10 protein-coding genes and 2 pseudogenes are annotated in these 15,973 nt (G+C 71.6%); 6 read left to right on the top strand and 6 right to left on the bottom strand.

The features are described from left to right. Positions 1-775: 775 nt before the first annotated feature. Together V6V47_RS16650 and V6V47_RS16645 are read right to left on the bottom strand one after the other, a co-directional pair. Positions 776-1,381, bottom strand: a complete 606-nt coding sequence (locus tag V6V47_RS16650) for a GNAT family N-acetyltransferase (RefSeq protein WP_334629143.1) — start codon at positions 1,379-1,381, stop codon at positions 776-778. A 171-nt stretch (positions 1,382-1,552) separates the two neighbouring features. Beyond that, positions 1,553-2,050: pseudogene (locus V6V47_RS16645) on the bottom strand (site-specific integrase); the annotation flags it as partial. A 719-nt stretch (positions 2,051-2,769) separates the two neighbouring features. Between V6V47_RS16645 and V6V47_RS16640 the strand changes: the two are divergent. Then, on the top strand, positions 2,770-3,078 hold the full coding sequence (locus V6V47_RS16640; protein WP_334629142.1) for a hypothetical protein: 309 nt from the start codon (positions 2,770-2,772) through the stop codon (positions 3,076-3,078). Between the two features lie 641 nt (positions 3,079-3,719). Here the strand turns inward: V6V47_RS16640 and V6V47_RS16635 are convergent. After that, on the bottom strand, positions 3,720-3,929 hold the full coding sequence (locus tag V6V47_RS16635; protein ID WP_334629141.1) for a hypothetical protein: 210 nt from the start codon (positions 3,927-3,929) through the stop codon (positions 3,720-3,722). 16 nt (positions 3,930-3,945) lie between these two features. Further along, a complete protein-coding gene (locus V6V47_RS16630) occupies positions 3,946-4,893 on the bottom strand; it encodes a helix-turn-helix domain-containing protein (RefSeq protein WP_334629140.1) in 948 nt (315 codons plus the stop codon). A 101-nt stretch (positions 4,894-4,994) separates the two neighbouring features. On the opposite strand from V6V47_RS16630, the gene V6V47_RS16625 reads away from it, so the two are divergent. Beyond that, positions 4,995-6,038 carry a saccharopine dehydrogenase family protein gene (locus tag V6V47_RS16625; protein ID WP_334629139.1) on the top strand — a complete coding sequence of 348 codons (1,044 nt, stop codon included), beginning with the start codon at positions 4,995-4,997 and terminating at the stop codon, positions 6,036-6,038. A gap of 137 nt (positions 6,039-6,175) precedes the next feature. Next, positions 6,176-6,286 (top strand): annotated as a pseudogene (locus tag V6V47_RS32725) (hypothetical protein); the annotation flags it as partial. Positions 6,287-6,379: 93 nt separating this feature from the next. On the opposite strand, the gene V6V47_RS16615 reads toward V6V47_RS32725, so the two are convergent. Beyond that, positions 6,380-9,184, bottom strand: coding sequence for an AfsR/SARP family transcriptional regulator (locus V6V47_RS16615; RefSeq protein WP_334629138.1), 2,805 nt, complete (start codon positions 9,182-9,184; stop codon positions 6,380-6,382). A gap of 295 nt (positions 9,185-9,479) precedes the next feature. On the opposite strand from V6V47_RS16615, the gene V6V47_RS16610 reads away from it, so the two are divergent. The 3 genes from V6V47_RS16610 (at position 9,480) to V6V47_RS16600 (ending at position 15,077) form a co-directional block, all read left to right on the top strand. Beyond that, positions 9,480-10,601: a HesA/MoeB/ThiF family protein gene (locus V6V47_RS16610; protein ID WP_334629137.1), complete on the top strand. Its 1,122-nt coding sequence runs from the start codon at positions 9,480-9,482 to the stop codon at positions 10,599-10,601. Further along, positions 10,598-11,773, top strand: a complete 1,176-nt coding sequence (locus V6V47_RS16605) for a hypothetical protein (protein ID WP_334629136.1) — start codon at positions 10,598-10,600, stop codon at positions 11,771-11,773. The genes V6V47_RS16610 and V6V47_RS16605 overlap by 4 nt, the downstream gene beginning before the upstream one ends. A gap of 463 nt (positions 11,774-12,236) precedes the next feature. Continuing rightward, complete coding sequence (locus tag V6V47_RS16600) at positions 12,237-15,077, top strand: AfsR/SARP family transcriptional regulator (protein WP_334629135.1); 2,841 nt, start codon at positions 12,237-12,239, stop codon at positions 15,075-15,077. Here V6V47_RS16600 and V6V47_RS16595 read toward each other — a convergent pair. After that, positions 15,060-15,842 carry an AfsR/SARP family transcriptional regulator gene (locus V6V47_RS16595; RefSeq protein ID WP_334629134.1) on the bottom strand — a complete coding sequence of 261 codons (783 nt, stop codon included), beginning with the start codon at positions 15,840-15,842 and terminating at the stop codon, positions 15,060-15,062. The two genes, V6V47_RS16600 and V6V47_RS16595, sit on opposite strands and share 18 nt — an antisense overlap. Positions 15,843-15,973 lie beyond the last annotated feature (131 nt).

The following is a 15,973-nucleotide window of genomic DNA, read 5'->3' as shown; positions in this document are numbered from 1 at the left end:
GCCGTGCGATGGCCTGAATTGCCATGCCCTCCGACCGCCGCAGCCGCCGGATCTCCGCCCAGTCCTCCACGTTCAGCACCTCCCGATGCTTCAGGAGGTGGTCCCGATTCAGCCGGAACCACGTGGTCAGTTTTCAGGCGGAGCCGACAGCAGGTCAAGGGGCTGATCCGGAAATCGGGTCGGCCCCTTCGCCGTTCTGGGGACCAGATCGGTCAAGTTCGGAGGTGCTTGGCGCTGCTTGACCGTTGGTCAAGTTTCAGGTGGTTACCTGGGTCATCTGCCGAGTTGTTTGTTTTTTGGGTCAAGGCGGCCCGCAAGCGGGCCGCGCCGGCCCGGCCCCGGCCTGCTGGCGACCTCCGGCCGGCATTTGGCCGGGCCGGCCGACCAAACTGACGGACGACCAGGACCCTGAAGACCTCGGGGCTCCGCCCCGAACCCCAACCCTCCTCAGAGATCAGCCGCGAACGGTATGAGAGGGGGCTTCCGGGCACCAGACCCGGCGGGGGGATCGACGGTGGGTTCGGTCATCGGCGGCGCCCGCGTCGGCGTGAGGGCTCGCTAGGTGATTGAGTACAGTCGATCAGCTCACCAGACAGTCTGCAGGGGCTCCACGACGAGAACCGCCCGCATCTATGCCCCTTGAGACGCAGCGCGCCGCCTACGTTGGGCCATGCACGGGCCACAAGCTGAGGCCAGCAGGGGCCAAGTCACGCATTGGGGCCGTGCGACCAGGCGCAACGATGTACCGCAACCCGATCTTGTGCGATTCGCAAGCTCACAGATGACCGCGCCGGCACTCGGGATGTCCCTGATGGATCTCCCACTCTGGCGCAAGAATCGACATGACCGTGGCGTCGATCCAACCGTCGCCATCACGCAGCACCTGCCGCAGCACGCCCTCCGCCACGAAGCCGACCTTTTCGTAGACCCGCCTGGCGCGGGGGTTGAAGGCGAACACCTCCAGCGAGATGCGGTGCAGGCCGAGCTGTCCGAAGCCGTAGCCGACAACCAGGCGTACCGCTTCGGTGCCCAGTCCCCGGTCCCGCCCGGCGGCGACGAGGAGTGTGCGGAAGTTGCAGCTCTGGTTGTGTCGGTCCCAGTCGTTGAGGACCACCTCACCGACGCAGGCTCCGGTAGCCCGGTCCACCACCGCCAGGTCGAGCCGGTCGGTCTGGGAGTTACGGCTGCCGTACCAGGCGCGCATCCGCTCCTCGTCGGGAGCGTCGTCGGACGGACTGCCGGTCAGCCGGGCCACCTCGGGGTCGGCCACTGCCGCCCGAAAGGTCGCGATGTCGTCGTCAACGAAGGGGCGCAGGGTCACCCGCTCACCGACGAGGATGGGTTTGATCGAGAAGTCAGCGGCCACTTGATCGTTGGGCATCGAGTGATTGTCGGCGTGGCGGGCGCTCCGACTCAATCGCTTTCCTCGAGGCTGACCCCACCTTGACCCCAGCACGACGCCACCGGCCGCTCTCACAGGAATGTCGGCCACGGGGTTGGCGGCGAGGCGAACAGGGTGCCTGTGGACTCGGGATGCTCCTACGGCTCAGAGGGGTCTGGCTTGGGTGGTGAGGGCGGTGACGCACCGGGCAGGCAGAGCCAGGGTGCGACGCGACTTCTTGGTCTTGGTGTCTCCGTCGGCGCGGACCGAGCGCCAGACCTGAATGGATGGCGGCACCGGGGGATCGTTGTCCGGCTTGCCGGCGAGGTCGACGTGTGACCAGGTGAGGGCTCGCAGTTCCTCGGTGCGAGCGCCGGTCGGTAGTGAGACGACGAGGTAGGCGTACAGCGAGCTGCTTCCGGCAGCGATGAGAAGCGCCTTGGCATGGTCGAGCGTCAGCGACTTCGAGGGACGGCCGCCGCGACCTGCGGGCACTTCGCAGAGTGCCACAACGTTGCGCTTGACCCTGTCTCGCGCCATGGCTCGATTGACGGCGCGGTTGAGCAGCGAGTAGAGGAGCCACAGGGTGCGGGTGCTCAGGTGTTGGGCTTTGCCCATGAGCCAGCGGTCGACATCGGTGGCGCTGAGATCCCGCAGCTTCCTCCCGCCGCGAGAGCGGCAGGCAACTGCGCCGAGGACCTGACTGCCGGGAGCAGCATTCTGCGCAAGGTCCTACCTCTCTCCGATTCGTGGGCGGGAGCCGTCTGCGTCGTGGGACCTCCGATGGTTGGATGCTCGGGGCGGCTGAAGCCGTCGGAGGACAGTCAGGAGCTGGGAGAGGCTTTCGGAGTTCACTGCTAGTGAACTCGCATATGGCGTAGGGCACTTCCATGCCTACGGAGGCCGTGCGAGTGACTAACTGAGTGACGACGACGCCGGCCACTGCTGGACGACTACGGACGCTGATGAGCCGCTTCGGCAGGTCCAGACTGCTAGTCGCCCAGTTCATCAGCCTCTGATCGTTCCTTCGGGACGAAGGACGTCATCGGCGCGCCGGGTCCGGTGGGGTCTACTCAGAGCGCCGGACGCGCGCTACGCGTGTTGCAACCCCGCTACAACCTCTTACTCCCACCGGTTTGGCTCACGCCTCGGGTGCCCCGGCGGCACCTGTTGTCGGGGAGTGCGAGGAACGATACGCGGCCAGTTCTACTCAGATCCAGCGGTTTGGAGGCTGCCGGCTTCGTGCCCGACGGAGCAGTCAACAACGGTCGGTGAGGGTAGGCACAGGAGGGACGCTGCCCATCTTGGAGCGCGGCTACGCTGCTCACCAGCGGCTAAAGGCGCAGATCTAGGCGTCTTCCAAACTGTTCGTGCGAGGATGTGCGGCCTTGGGCCCAGACGACTGGGGATTGCTCGATGGCAGAGCCGAGCGCGCAGAGCGTTCATGGTCGGACACCAAGTCGACGCTGCCCGTGGGTGCACGAGTCCGGGCACGCGTGCTTGCGACGATGCCGTTCGGCGTCTTCGCCGACATCGAAGGCCAGCCCGATGCGATAGCTCTGATGGAGATCACCACGCTCCCGAGCGGCAGCGAGCTTCCGGCTGTTGGTGTCTGGCTCGATGCGGTCGCCGTCGGCCACGTCGCTCACAACTGGCAGGTGAGACTTCGACCAGCCGGAACTCGAGACCCTCACTGAGTGACTAACTGGGTGACGATCGGGGTGTACGGGCCGGACACCCCTGGACGACAGCGGACGTGAGCGCCAGGGCCTGACCCTGATCCGACCAGGTGGAGACGCCTTGATTGTTGCCTGGGGGTCAAGGGGTCGTCAGTTCGAATCCGGCCGTCCCGACAGAGTTTCGGCAGGTCAGAGGCCGTGATTCACTTCGGTGAGTCGGGGCGTTCTGCCGTTTCATCTCACAACTTCTCACGTACGCTCGTACTGCTGAATTCGCGGCTGCGGAAGTCACCCGAACATGCCTGATTCGAGGTGTTCGGCCGCCACTTTCAGGTGACTGTTGTCGGGGTGGACATAGACGCGTTGGCGAGCGTGCCGCCATCGGCGTGGCCGGCCCAGGCTGCGAGGAGGACGTCGGTCACTCCGGCGCCAGCGAGGTAGGTCAGGCAGGCGTGCCGCGCGTCGTACGGCCGCGGCGGAGCCAGTCGGTGCGCTGCGGCTGGCCGAGTTCGTTGACCAGGACGTAGCCGCTGTCGAACATAGGCGTTACCAGCCTTCAGGCGTTCCTTCCTCTGTAGCTCGTCGCGACCTGCCAGCGCCCCCGTTCGGACCGGCAGTGCCCACTGCTGGCCGACGAACTCATGACCGGCGCAATTTGATCAACCGATCGCGCGAGTTCGGGGGCGCAGTCCTCGTGTTGGTGACGGAGTGTGGTCGCCGCTGGCGTAGTGGCTCCAGGTGGTGCCGGCGTTGCTGGTTTGTCTGATCGCGGTCGTCTGGTGGATGCCGAGGGCGTCGGCGATGACGGGGGCGGGGACCTGGGCGACGAGCTGGCGGAGGGCGCTGCTGAGACGGTCGAGAGCCGTCAAGGCGAGGACCGCAGCCTCACGCCCGGAACGTGCGGCGGTAGGCGTCCGGCGGTACGCCGACCGTGCGGTGGAAGTGGCGGCGCAGTGTCGTCGCCGTGCCCATGCCCGCGGCCGAGGCGATGGTGTCGACGCTGTCGTCCGTGGTCTCCAGCATTTCCTGCGCGCGGCGGATCCGCTGCGTCAGCAGCCACTGCAGCGGGGTGGTGCCGGTTACCGAGTGGAAGTGCCGGGCCAGGTGGCGCGAGCTCATGTTCGCCTGACGGGCCAGGTCCTCCACGGTGAGCGGCTGGTCCAGCCGCCGCATCACCCAGGGGAGCAGCTCGGCCAGGGGATGGCCGTCCTGGGTGGGCACCGGTGTGGTGACGAACTGGGCCTGACCACCGGCCCGGTGGGGCGGCACGACCAGGCGGCGGGCGACCACGTTGGCGATCGCCGAGCCGTGGTCGCGGCGGACCAGGTGCAGGCACAGGTCCATCGCTGCGGCCTTGCCCGCAGACGAAAGCACGCTGCCGTTGTCGACGTAGAGCACGTCCGGGTCGACCGTCACCCGGGGATAGCGCGCGGCCAGCTGCTCGGTGTGGGCCCAGTGCGTGGTCGCCCGCAGCCCGTCCAGCAGGCCGGCGGCGGCGAGCACGAACACGCCCGTGCACAGGGAGACCACCCGCGCGCCCGACTCGTGGGCCGCGCGCACCGCCTCGACCAGGTCGGCCGGCGGGTCCTCGTCGACGTCCGCCAAGGCGGGGACGATCACGGTGTCGGCGTGCGCCAGCCGGTCGAGCCCGCAGTCCGGCTCCAGCAGGAACCGGCCGACCCGGACGGCGTGCGTGCCGCACACCTTGACGTCGTACCAAGGGCCTGGCAGGGCGGCCGGGGTGGAACCGAAGACCTCGTAGGCCAGGGCCAGCTCGAAGTGCAGCATCCCGTCGGTGGCGGCGACCGCGACGGAACGCGGGACAGAACTCATGTCGGGAATTGTACGGGTCATGTCGTTCCGGACACTGGCACCGATGGGCAAACGGGGACAGGATTTCCGCAGTGGATCACTTCGAGCACGCGGGAGCAGACATGGGATCAGGCCGGAACGTGGCAGTGTTCGGGGCCTACGGGCACACCGGGCGGTTCGTGGTCGCGGAGTTGCGCGAGCGCGGATACGTCCCGCTGCTCCTCGGTCGCGACGAGGACAAGCTGCTGGCGCTGGCGCAGGCCCAACCGGGGCTCGAGGCGCGGCAGGCGTCGGTCGACGATCCAGCCTCGCTCGACCGCGCGCTGAACGGCGCGGCCGCCGTGATCAACTGCGCCGGGCCTTTCGCCACGACCGCAGCCCCGCTGGTCGAGGCGGCGCTGCGCGCCGGCATCCCGTATGTCGACGTGGCGGCCGAGATCGAGGCGAACCTTGACACGTTTGCGCACTTCGCGGAGCGCGCCCGCGCCGCGGGCAGCGTGGTGGTCCCTGCGATGGCCTTCTACGGCGGCCTCGGCGACCTGTTGGTCACCACCGCGATGGGCGACTGGACGGCGGCGGACGAGGCGCACATCGCCTACGGCCTGAGCAGTTGGCACCCCACCGCCGGGACGCGTGTTGCGGGCGCGGTCTCGGGGCAGCGACGGGGTGGCCGCCGTGTCCGCTACACCGGCGGACGGCTGGAGTACCACGACGACACTCTGCCGACCCTGGAGTGGCCCTTCCCGGCTCCGCTCGGCCCCCAGAACGTCATCGGAGAGTTCACCATGGCCGACGTCGTCACCATTCCCAGCCACCTCGCCATCCCGGAGGTGCGCACCTACATGACCGCCAAGGCGGCCGCGGACCTGTCCGCTCCTGACGCCTCGGCACCGACCGCCGTCGACGAGCGCGGCCGCTCCGCGCAGACCTTCGTCGTCGACGTCCTCGTCCGCTCCGGCGGAGCGGAGCGCCGCGTGGTCGCCGCCGGTCAGGACATCTACGCCATCAGCGCGCCGCTCGCGGTGGAGGCCGTCGACCGCATCCTCACCGGCCGGACCAGGACCACCGGCGTCGCCTCCGCGGGCGCGGTCTTCGACACCCCGGACTTCCTCCGCGCCCTGTCCTCGCACCTCTCGCTGCACGTCCCGCTCGACACACGCGGCTGACCGGCGACCCGTGCATCTGATCGAACAGGCGGCGGTTGCCGCAAGACATCCATCGGTCCCTGATCGCGTCGACGAGACTTACGTCAAGGTGGCGGTACGAGTACCGGGCGGTCGACCAGTACGGTCAGGTCATCGACGTGCTGGTCTCGGCCCGCAGTGATGCCGGCGCGGCCCGGCGGTTCTCCCGCCGGGCGCTGTCGACGTTGAAGGCGATACCCGCAGAGGTTGTCACCGACGCGGCCGCGGTCTACCCCGGCGTCCTCGACGACCTGGTCCCGTCCGCGAACCCGACACGGGTTCAACACGTGCGCCGATCCGATAACGCAACGGCACCGCACGGACTACGCCGAGGACGGCAGGGCGTCGAGGCGGGCGCGGACCGATTCGCTCCGGGGGTGATCGAGGCCGGTGAGGATGCTCAGGGCCTGCTGCCACACCGCGCGCGCGGCACCCGCGTCTCCCGCGATGAGGTGGGTGTCGCCGAGGTGGGTGAGGGTGTCCGCCTCGTGGGCGCGGTAGCCGAGTTCTCGGAACAGTCCGAGGGCCTGCCGGTAACAGTCGATGGCCCGGTCGTGCTGGCCGAGGTGGTGCCGCGCGTGGCCGAGGCTGTCCCAGGTGGCGGCCGTACCGCCGCGGTCGCCCACCCGGCGCAGGAGGCTGAGCGCGTGTTCGCAGTAGTCGACGGCGGTGGCGTGGTCGCCGAGCAGCGTGTGGCACCAGCCGACCGCGTTGAGCGCGAACGCCTCCCCGCGTTCGTGTCCGGCTGCGCGGTAGAGCTGGACGGACCGGCGGGCGTGCTCCAGGGCGCTGGGGAAGTCCTCCCGGTGCTCGTGCAGGTAGGCGAAGAGGCGGTGGATGAACGCCTGCCCGGCCGTGTTGTCGCTGCCCAGATAGAGGTCGAGGGCGCGGTGCAGGTGCTCCTGCGCGTCGTCGAGGCGCTGCAACCGCAGGTCGGTGTGGGCGAGGCTGAGGTGGGCACCGGCACGCGCGGCCGGGATGCCGAGCCGGTCCGTGCACTCCAGCGCGGTCCGCCAGGCGACAGCGCGGTCGTACCAGTACCCACGGCGTTCCAGGTACGTGTCAAGGGCCCAGGCGATTTGCCAGGCCGCCCGGTCGAAGCCGGACGCGGCGGCGAGGCGCAGCGTGGCGAGCAGGGTGGCGCGTTCGGCGTGGAACCAGGCCGTCGCCTGGCGCGGGTCCGCCAGGTGCTCCGGGGTGTCGGCGGTTGGCGGCGGGTCGAGCGGGAGCGGAATGGGGTCCCGTTGGGCGTGCACGAGCCGGTTCGCGGCGTGCGCGGCGTGCGTGTAGTGGCCGACCAGGCGCGACCGCGCGGCCCGCCCGTCGTCGGGGGCAACCTCCTCGGCGGCGTACGCGCGCAGGAGGTCGTGCAGGGCGTACCGGCCGGGTGCCGGTTCGGCGACCAGGTTGGCGCGGACCAGTTCGGCCAGCAGGCGGCGGGTGGGGGCCAGCGGTTGCCCGGCGAGGCTCGCCACGGCGTGCGCGCCGACGTCCGGGCCCGGGTGCAGGCTCACCAGGTGGAACAGCCGCTGCGCGTCGGCGCTCAGCGCGGCCTCGGACCAGGAGAAGACGGCGCGTACCCGGGTGGTCGGATCGCCGGCGTCGAGGGCGTCCAGGCGGCCATGCACGTCGTCGAGTTCGGCGGCGATCGCGGTCAGCGGGAACGCGGTCTGCTGCGCGCGGGCGCAGACGATGGCGAGGGCGAGCGGCAGCCGCGCGCAGGCGGCGATGATCTGCTGCACGGCGGCCGGCTCGGCGGCCACCCGGTCGACGCCCAGGCGGCGGGCGATTAGGAGCTGGGCCTCGTCGGGGTCGAGGACGCCGACGGCGAGCGGATGGGCGCCGTGCACGGTCACCAGGGGAGCGAGCCGGTCGCGGCTGGTGACCACGGTGGCCGACGTGGGTGTGCCGGGCAGCAGGAGCCGGACCTGGTCGGCGTCGCGGGCGTTGTCGAGCACGACGAGGATCCGCTTCCCGGCCAGCAGGCTGCGGTAGCGGGCCGCCTGCACGTCCGGCTCGGCGGGGATCCGCTCGGGCGGCAGGCCGAGGGATTCGAGCATGCCCCGCAGGGCGTCGGCCGGGCGGACCGGCACCCCGCCGGGGTCGAAGCCGCGCAGGTCGGCGTAGAGCTGGCCGTCGGGAAACCGGTGGGCCACCCGGTGCGCCCAGTGCACGGCCAGGGTGGTCTTGCCGACCCCGGCGGTGCCGGAGATCACCGCGATCCCCCCGTCGGTCGCCACCCCGGTGGCCTTGACCAGCTGCTTGTCGAGGCCGGCCAGGGCGTCGGTGCGCCCCACGAAGCCGCGGACGTCCGTGGGCAGCTCCGCCGGCACCGGGGCCGGCGCACCGGCGGCCGGCGCGGGCCGGGGTGGCGGGGAAGCGCCCTGCAACAGCGCCTGGTGGAGCATCTGGAGGTCCGTTTCCGGGTCGACGCCGAGCGCTTCGGCCAGCCGGGTCCGCAGTGCCGCATACTCCCGCAACGCGTCGGCGGTGCGTCCGAGCGCGTGCTGGGCCCGCATCAGCGCGGCGGTGAGCGACTCCACGAGGGGGTGTTCCGCCGCCAACTCGGTCAGCAGCCCAATGGTGACGGCCGGGTTGTGCGCAGCCAGCTCGGCGCCCGCCCACGCCACCACGGCGTCCAGGTGCTCCCGGGTCCAGCTCTCCCGCATCCGGGCGGCCCAGTCCCCGGCGATGCCGGCCAGCGGTACGCCCTGCCGGAGCCCGATCGCCGCGCGCAGGGTGGCCAGCCGTTCCCGGTCGTCATCGGTGTCCCCGGCGCGCAGCAGCAACCGACGGAACCGGTGCAGGTCGACCAGTTCCTCGTCGATCTCCAGCACGTACCCGCCAGAGCGGTGCACCAGCGGCGGCGGGTCGGCGTCACCGGCCGCCTCGCGCAACACCTGCCGGATCCGGGTGACGTGCGCCCGCAGGCTGCCCCGTGCGTCGGCGGGGGCCCGCTCGCCCCACACCCGGTCGACCAGCGCCGCCTGTTCGACGACCCGGCCCGCGTCGACCAGCAACGCCGCCAACACCGATCGCTGTCGCGGCGGCCCCGGGTCGACCGCTCGTGCCCCGGCGAGGACCTGCACCGGGCCGAGCAGCCGGTATCCGATCGGTTCGGCGCGCACGTTCACCACAAGACCCGCACAGCATCAGCCACCTTCGGCGTCGCAACGATTCCACAACGGTACGGCCCATCGTCGGTTGCCATTGTCTTCGTGCCCGACCGCGACGGCCCACGGGGGTCCGGACGTGGTCGGTCGAGCCGAGAGGGAAGGAGGCAGCCATGAAGATCGTCGTTCGCGCCGTGGAGTCGGTGAAGACCACGCAGTACCCCGATTCCTGATCAAGCCTGGTGGGCGGCCGTCGTTCCCCGGCGGCCGCCCACCCCGGTGAAACCATCCTCGGACCCGGAGGTTTGTCATGCGCGTCGGCCTCAAGCCCTGCGAGTGGGAGCGCGTCGGCGACGGTCTGGTCGTCGTCTGCGACCCGAGCCGCTCGGTGCAGCTCGACGACCCGGACGGCCAGGTGGAACGCCTACTCACCGTGCTGTCCAACCAGCCCGGAACGGTCGCCGAGCTACGTGCCGCCCTGGCCGCCGACGGGGTCCACGTCAGCACCGACGACCTCAGCGGCGCGCTGGACGCGCTCGACGACCTGCGGTTGCTGCGGGATCTCGACCGGCACGTCGACCGTGCCCGGGCCGGCCGGGACTTCAGCAACCTCGCCTTCTTCGAGCTGTACGCGACCCTGGAGACCAGCGAGGCCGACCTGCAGCGGCGGGTGCGCGACGCCCACGTGCTGCAACTGGGCACGGGCGGGCTCGGCTCCAACGTGCTGCAGAACCTGGCCGGCCTCGGCGTCGGCAGGCTCACCCTGGTCGACGCCGACGAGGTGGAGCCACGCAACCTCGCCCGGCAGTTCCTGTACCGGGAGGCGGACCTCGGCGCCACCAAGGTCGACCGCGCTGCCGACTGGGTGCGCGCCTTCCACTCCGGCATCACCGTCGAGGCGGTACGCCGCTGGATCGGCGGCCCCGACGACATCGCGGACCTGCTGCCCGGCGTCGACCTGGTGGTGTCCGGCGTCGACCAGGGCGAACGGATCGACAACTGGGTCAACGAGGCGTGCCTGCGCGCCGGGGTGCCCTGGGTCCGGGGCGGCATGGTCGGCTCCCAGCTCATCTACTTCTCCGTCGACCCGGGCCGCAGTGCCTGCTACGAATGCCGGGTCCGCGCCTACGGCGACGGCGGGGGCGTCCAGGCGTCGGTGCTGGAGCCGGCCGCCATGACCGCGCAACGGCTCAGCGCCCGCATCTCCCGCCTCAACCGGGCCAACGGGCCGTCGGCCGCGCTGGTCGGGTCCCTCGTGGCGTTCGAGGCGCTGCGCTACCTGACCGGCTTCGAACCGCCGTACACGGCGGGCGCCGAGGTGCTGGTGGACCTCTCCGCGGGCTGCCGACCCAGCCGTGAGCCGTGGCCACGCGACCCGGACTGCGCCATGTGCGCGGTGGCCGGCGCCCGCACCGCCGCTGCAGCGACATGACCGACGCGACGAGCACCGTGCGGCTGCGCCCGCTGACGGTTGTCGAGGAGGGCACGGACGTCCTCGTCGGCGACCCGGAACGGGGCGCCTACGTCGCGATGCCCGCGGTCGGTGGCGTCGTCATCCGGGCGCTGCTGGACGGCGCCACGCTCTCCGAGGCTGCCGAGCGGGGCGAGGCGTTCGCGGGCGAGCCGGTGGACCTGGACGACTTCGTCGCCGTCCTGACCGAGCTGGGGTTCGTGGACAGCGACCAAGCGCCCGCGCCGGTGCCGACCGCCGCCCTGCAACAACGCTCCTGGACCGCCGGCCCCCCGGCGGCACTGGTCCGGCCGCTGTTCTCCCGGGTGGCGTGGGTGGTCTACGCCGCCGCGGCGATCTCGGTGGTGGCGTGCCTCCTGGTACGCCCGGACCTCTGGCCCCGGCCGGCCGACCTCCTGCTCACCGGTGACCTCGGCACCAGCCTGCTGATCATGCTGCCGGTCACGTACGCCCTGGTCGCCGTGCACGAGGTGTGGCACTGGCTGGCCGCCCGCGCACTCGACCTGCGGACCCGCTTCGGCATCGACCGGCGCCTGTTCTTCCTGGTCTTCGAGACCGACCTGTCGCAACTGTGGAGCGTGCCGCGCCGCCAACGCTACGGCCCACAGCTCGCCGGACTGGCCGTCGACATGGTCCTGCTCGCGGCGATGCTGGTCGGGCAGCTCGTCCTCGGGCCGGTACGCCCGCTCCCGGCGCTGGTCTTCGTCCTGGTGGCCAGCACGCTCTGGCAGTGCATGGTGTTCCTGCGCACCGACCTGTACGCCGTCCTGGTCACCGCGATCGGCTGCCGCGACCTGTGGCGGGTCAAGTCCCTGCTGCTGCGGCGGGCCTTCGGCCGGCTCGACGAGCGGCAGCGCGCCGAGCTGGACCGCGCCGACCCGCACGACGTACGGGTGGGCACCTGGTTCCGCTGGGTCTGGCTCGCCGGGGGCCTGCTCGCCGTCGGCTACTTCGTGCTGTTCTACCTGCCACTGCTGCGCTACGGCGCCGGGTGGGCGGCCGACGGATTCGCCGCCGGGGTGGGCAGCGCGAGGCTGTGGTGGGGTCTGGTGACGGCCCTGCTGGTCTACGCGCCGATCGTGGCGACGCTGGTGCTGGCCGTCCGGGCGGCGCGCGCCCGGGTGGGTCGGTGAACCAGCCGCCGCACGCGCCACCGAGGCACCCTTTCGGCGGTTAGTGGCAGGCGCCGGTGCCGCTGTCGGTGTGAAGCAGTGCAGGAGCCGACGGCCGTAGTCGAGCCGGACCTGTGGGCTGACGTCGAGTGTCTGCGGGCAGCGCACCGCCGAGCACCTGCACCCCCGGTTCCGCGCCCCAGCGAGTCCCCGACGCCGCACTGCTGCGGCGACGTGAAGCAGCGAATACCCGCGGGGGCGTCCGCAGTGGCCGGGTCAGCGGCGACCGCCCGATCAAGGAGCTGACATACCGCTGCCGGCACCCGGTCGCCGCGATCTCCAGATGATCTGAGGCGGTTTCAGGGATAGGGTCGCCGATGGTTGCGCGCACGACAGCTCCGGTCAGGGCGATGACGGTGAGGAGTCAAGATTTGACCGCCTTCCGCCGACTGTGGGTGACCGCACGGCTCAGCGAAGCAGCCCGGTGCTGACACCGCGATTCGGCATCCTCGGGCCGGTCGAGATCCGCACCGACGGGCCACCGGTCAGCGTGCCCCGGTCCCAGCGGCGCGGCGTGTTGACGTACCTGCTGCTGCACGCCGAGCAGTGGGTCACGATGGACGGTCTCAGCGCGGCGGTCTGGGGGCCGTCGGGGCCGGCGAGCGCACGGTCGCAACTCCACTCGACCGCCTACAGCATCCGCCGGCACCTCCGTACCGCCGGGTGTGCGGCCACCCTGACCGGTCGGGCCGGGGGCTACCAGCTGTCCTTGAACGGCGAGGACGTCGACCTGTCCCGTTTCGAGCGGCAGGTCAGCGCAGCCCGGGACGACGTGACGGACCAGCACTGGGCTGCCGCGGCAGGGCGCCTACAGTCCGGACTGGACCTTTGGCGGGGCGAAGCGCTCGCGGATGCCACCGGTGCCTTCGTCACGGCGTGGCGGTCGAGCCTGCACGACCGCCGGCTCGGCGCGGTCGAGCTGCTGATCGAGTGTCGACTCCATCTTGGTGCGGGGGCGGAGGTGCTGCCCGCGCTGCGGGAGTTGGTGGCGCAGCATCCGTTGCACGAGCGGTTCTGCGAGCAACTGATGCTGGCGCTCTACCGCGAGGGGCGCCGCGAGGAGGCGTTGCAGCAGTACCAACGCCTGCGTCGTGCGCTCGCCGAGCAGCAGGGTTTGGACCCGGGTTCGTCGATCGCGACACTGCAGAAGGCCATCCTCCTCGGCGAGGATCCGGAGCCGGGCCCGGGGCGTATCGTGGCCGAGCCGCCCGTGTGGGCGACGCCTGGACCGGCCGTACCGTGGCGGCCTCCGGTGCCGGCCCAGCTTCCGCCGGCGGCGGTGGGATTCGTAGGGCGCGACGACGAGTTGGGCGCGCTCGACCGGATGCTCCACGACCCTTGCACCGACGGAACTGTGGCGGTGATCGTCGGAGGGGCGGGCGTCGGAAAGACCGGGCTCGCGGTGCACTGGTCGTCGGCCCGGCGCGCCCACGCCCCGGACGGGCAGCTCTTCGTCGACCTGCACGGCTTCGGTCCGCAGCCGCCGCTCACGGCCGAACTCGCCCTCGATCATCTGCTGCGGGCCCTCGGTGTGCCTGCGCGGGACATGCCGCCCGGCCTGGACGAACGCAGTGCGCTCTACCGCTCGCTCCTCGCCGGTCGGCGATGCCTGGTGATCCTGGACAATGCGCGTGACTCGGAACAGGTCCGACCGCTCATCGCGGGCGGTGGCACCATCACCGTGGTGACGAGCCGGCGGCGGCTCGACGGGTTGGTGGTGCATGACGGCGCGATCATGCTCAGCATCGCTTCCCTGCCCGCGCGGGACGGTCGGAAGCTGCTCGGCGCGCTGACCGGTCACGAGCCCTCGGAGCCGGCTGTGGGGCGTCTCGCCGACCTGTGTGACCAGCTTCCGCTGGCGCTGCGCATCGCCGCCGCCCGCCTGCGCGCCTCGCCGCACGTGTCGGTGGGCGCCATGGCCGCGGCACTCACTGACGAGCACCAGCGGCTGCGCGCGCTGAGCGTCGAGGAGGACAGCGTCGCCGTCCGCGCCGCGTTCGACCTGTCGTACCGGGCGCTGTCGGCACCGGCGGCCCGGCTGTTCCGTCTGCTCGGTCTCTTTCCCGGGCCGGCCCCGTCCCGAGCCGCCTGCGCCGCGCTGCTCGGGTCGACGCCCGGGGAGACCCGGGCGCTGCTCGACGAGCTCGTCGACACGCACCTGGTCGCGGCCACGGGACCGGACCGGTACGCACTGCACGACCTGTTGCTGCTCTTCGCCCGGGACGTGTCCGCCGACGATCCGCCGCAGCTGCACGCCGCTGCCGAGCGACGGCTGCTCAACTGGTATCTGGCCGCGGCAGACGCCGGTGAGGCGTTGCTGCGGCCGGCGGCGAAGCGGATCTCGCCGGAGCTGGAGGCCGTCCGCGACCCGGTGCGCTTCGCCGACGCCGACGCCGCCCTCGACTGGCTCGACGGGGAGAGCGTCAACCTCGTCGCGCTGATCGGCCGTTGGACGACGCGTCATCAACGGGCGGTCTGGCAACTGGCGGCCAACCTCGCTGGTTGGCTGATGCGCCGCGCCTCGCGTACCACCTGGGTGGAGGTCATGGAGGCGGCGGCGCGGGCCGCCGCGGTCGACGGCGCGCCCGAGGGTGAGGCGCAGATCCTCAACAGCCTGGCGATCGCCTACAGCCATCTGCGGCAGAGCGGGGCCGCACTGGCGGCGTACCGCAGGGCCCGGACGTTGCGGGACGAGATCGGCGACCGGTACGGCGCGGCAGTCGTGACGATGAATATGGGCTGCCTGCACAGTGAGCTGGGCGAGGTGGCCGAGGCGATCGCCGCCCTCGAGACCGCGTTGGCGGCCCTGACCGCACTGCCCGACGGGATCGTCGCGGTCCGCGTGGCCCGGCTCAACCTGGCCTACGCCTACCGCATGGCCGGGCGGCACGCTGAGGCGCTGGCGCTCAACACCGCCGTGCTGACCGACGCCGTCAACGCCCGGGACGACGAGCTCGCCTGCAATGCCCACGTCAACGTCGCCGAGCTGCACCGGTTGCTCGGTGCACCGGAGGCGGCGCTGCGGCACTACCGACTGGCCCTGACGATGGCGCAAGGCCAGCGCAACAGGACCTACGAGCGCTGGGCGCTGCGTGGGCTGGGCGGCGTGAACGCCGACCAGGGCCGCCACCGCCAGGCCGCCGTCGAGCTGTCGGCGGCGGTGCGGCTGTACCGCGACTCCGACGACCCCGCGGCCGACGAGGTGCGGCGGGAACTGCGGGAGGTGCGATCCCGCCTCGCCGCCGACTCAACGGAGCCCGGGTAGGCCGCGATGCGACGCCGAGGCGACGCACGGATCGTGCACCAGGATGCACTGGTACAGCTCCTGTAGCTGCGGGCAGGGCTCCACGCCCATCTCCCGGTTGAGCAGGTCACGGCCGGCGCGGTACACGGCGATGGCCTCGGACTGCCGACCCGAGCGGTAGAGCGCGACCATCAACTGACCCCGGGACCGTTCGCGGAAGGGGTGGGTTGCGACGAACTCGACCAGGCTTGGCGTCAGGGCCGCGTGCTGGCCACACGCGAGCTGCGCTTCGGCGTGCTCCTCGACGGCGAGCAGTTGCGCCTCGCTCAGCGTGGCCCGCGCCACGCCCGCGTACGGGGCGTCGACTCCGCCGAGCGCGGGGCCGCGCCAGAGGTTCATCGCCTCGTCGAACGCGGCGCACGCCCGTTCGGCGTCGCGCGCGGCCACGCAGCCACGGCCCACGTCGAGCAGGCGGCCGAACAGCACATTGTCGATCTGCGCCACGAGCGCGTAGCCGGGCGCGCGGGTGGCCAAGGCGTCGGCCGAGCCGGCGAGCTTGCGGCGTACGCCCGAGACGAGGGCCTGGACACGGGTGCGGGCGGACTGTGGCGGATGGTCGCCCCACAGCGCGTCCACGATCGCCGTTGTCGACACGGTCCGGGCTGGGGTCAGCGCCAGCAGGGCGACCAGAGCCCGTTCCAGGGGTGACACCGGAACCTGCCGGCCACCCACCCGCAGCTCGATGGGCCCCAAGAGCAGGACCTGGACCGTCGCTCCCTGCGTCACCGCATCCTCCGTCCGCCGTTGACGTCCGCTGCGGCAAGTCTGCGCGACGACGTTGATACGCCGTCTGTACACGGGCCGCCTACGCGGCCGCCGCGTAGCGGATTCGCAGCGGAAACGCAGCGCGGCGGTCG

This window comes from Micromonospora sp. CPCC 205539, from assembly GCF_036906815.1.
Classification (GTDB): domain Bacteria; phylum Actinomycetota; class Actinomycetes; order Mycobacteriales; family Micromonosporaceae; genus Micromonospora.
The sequence above is the reverse complement of the archived record's forward strand: the minus strand, read 5'-3'. Positions and strand labels throughout refer to the sequence as shown.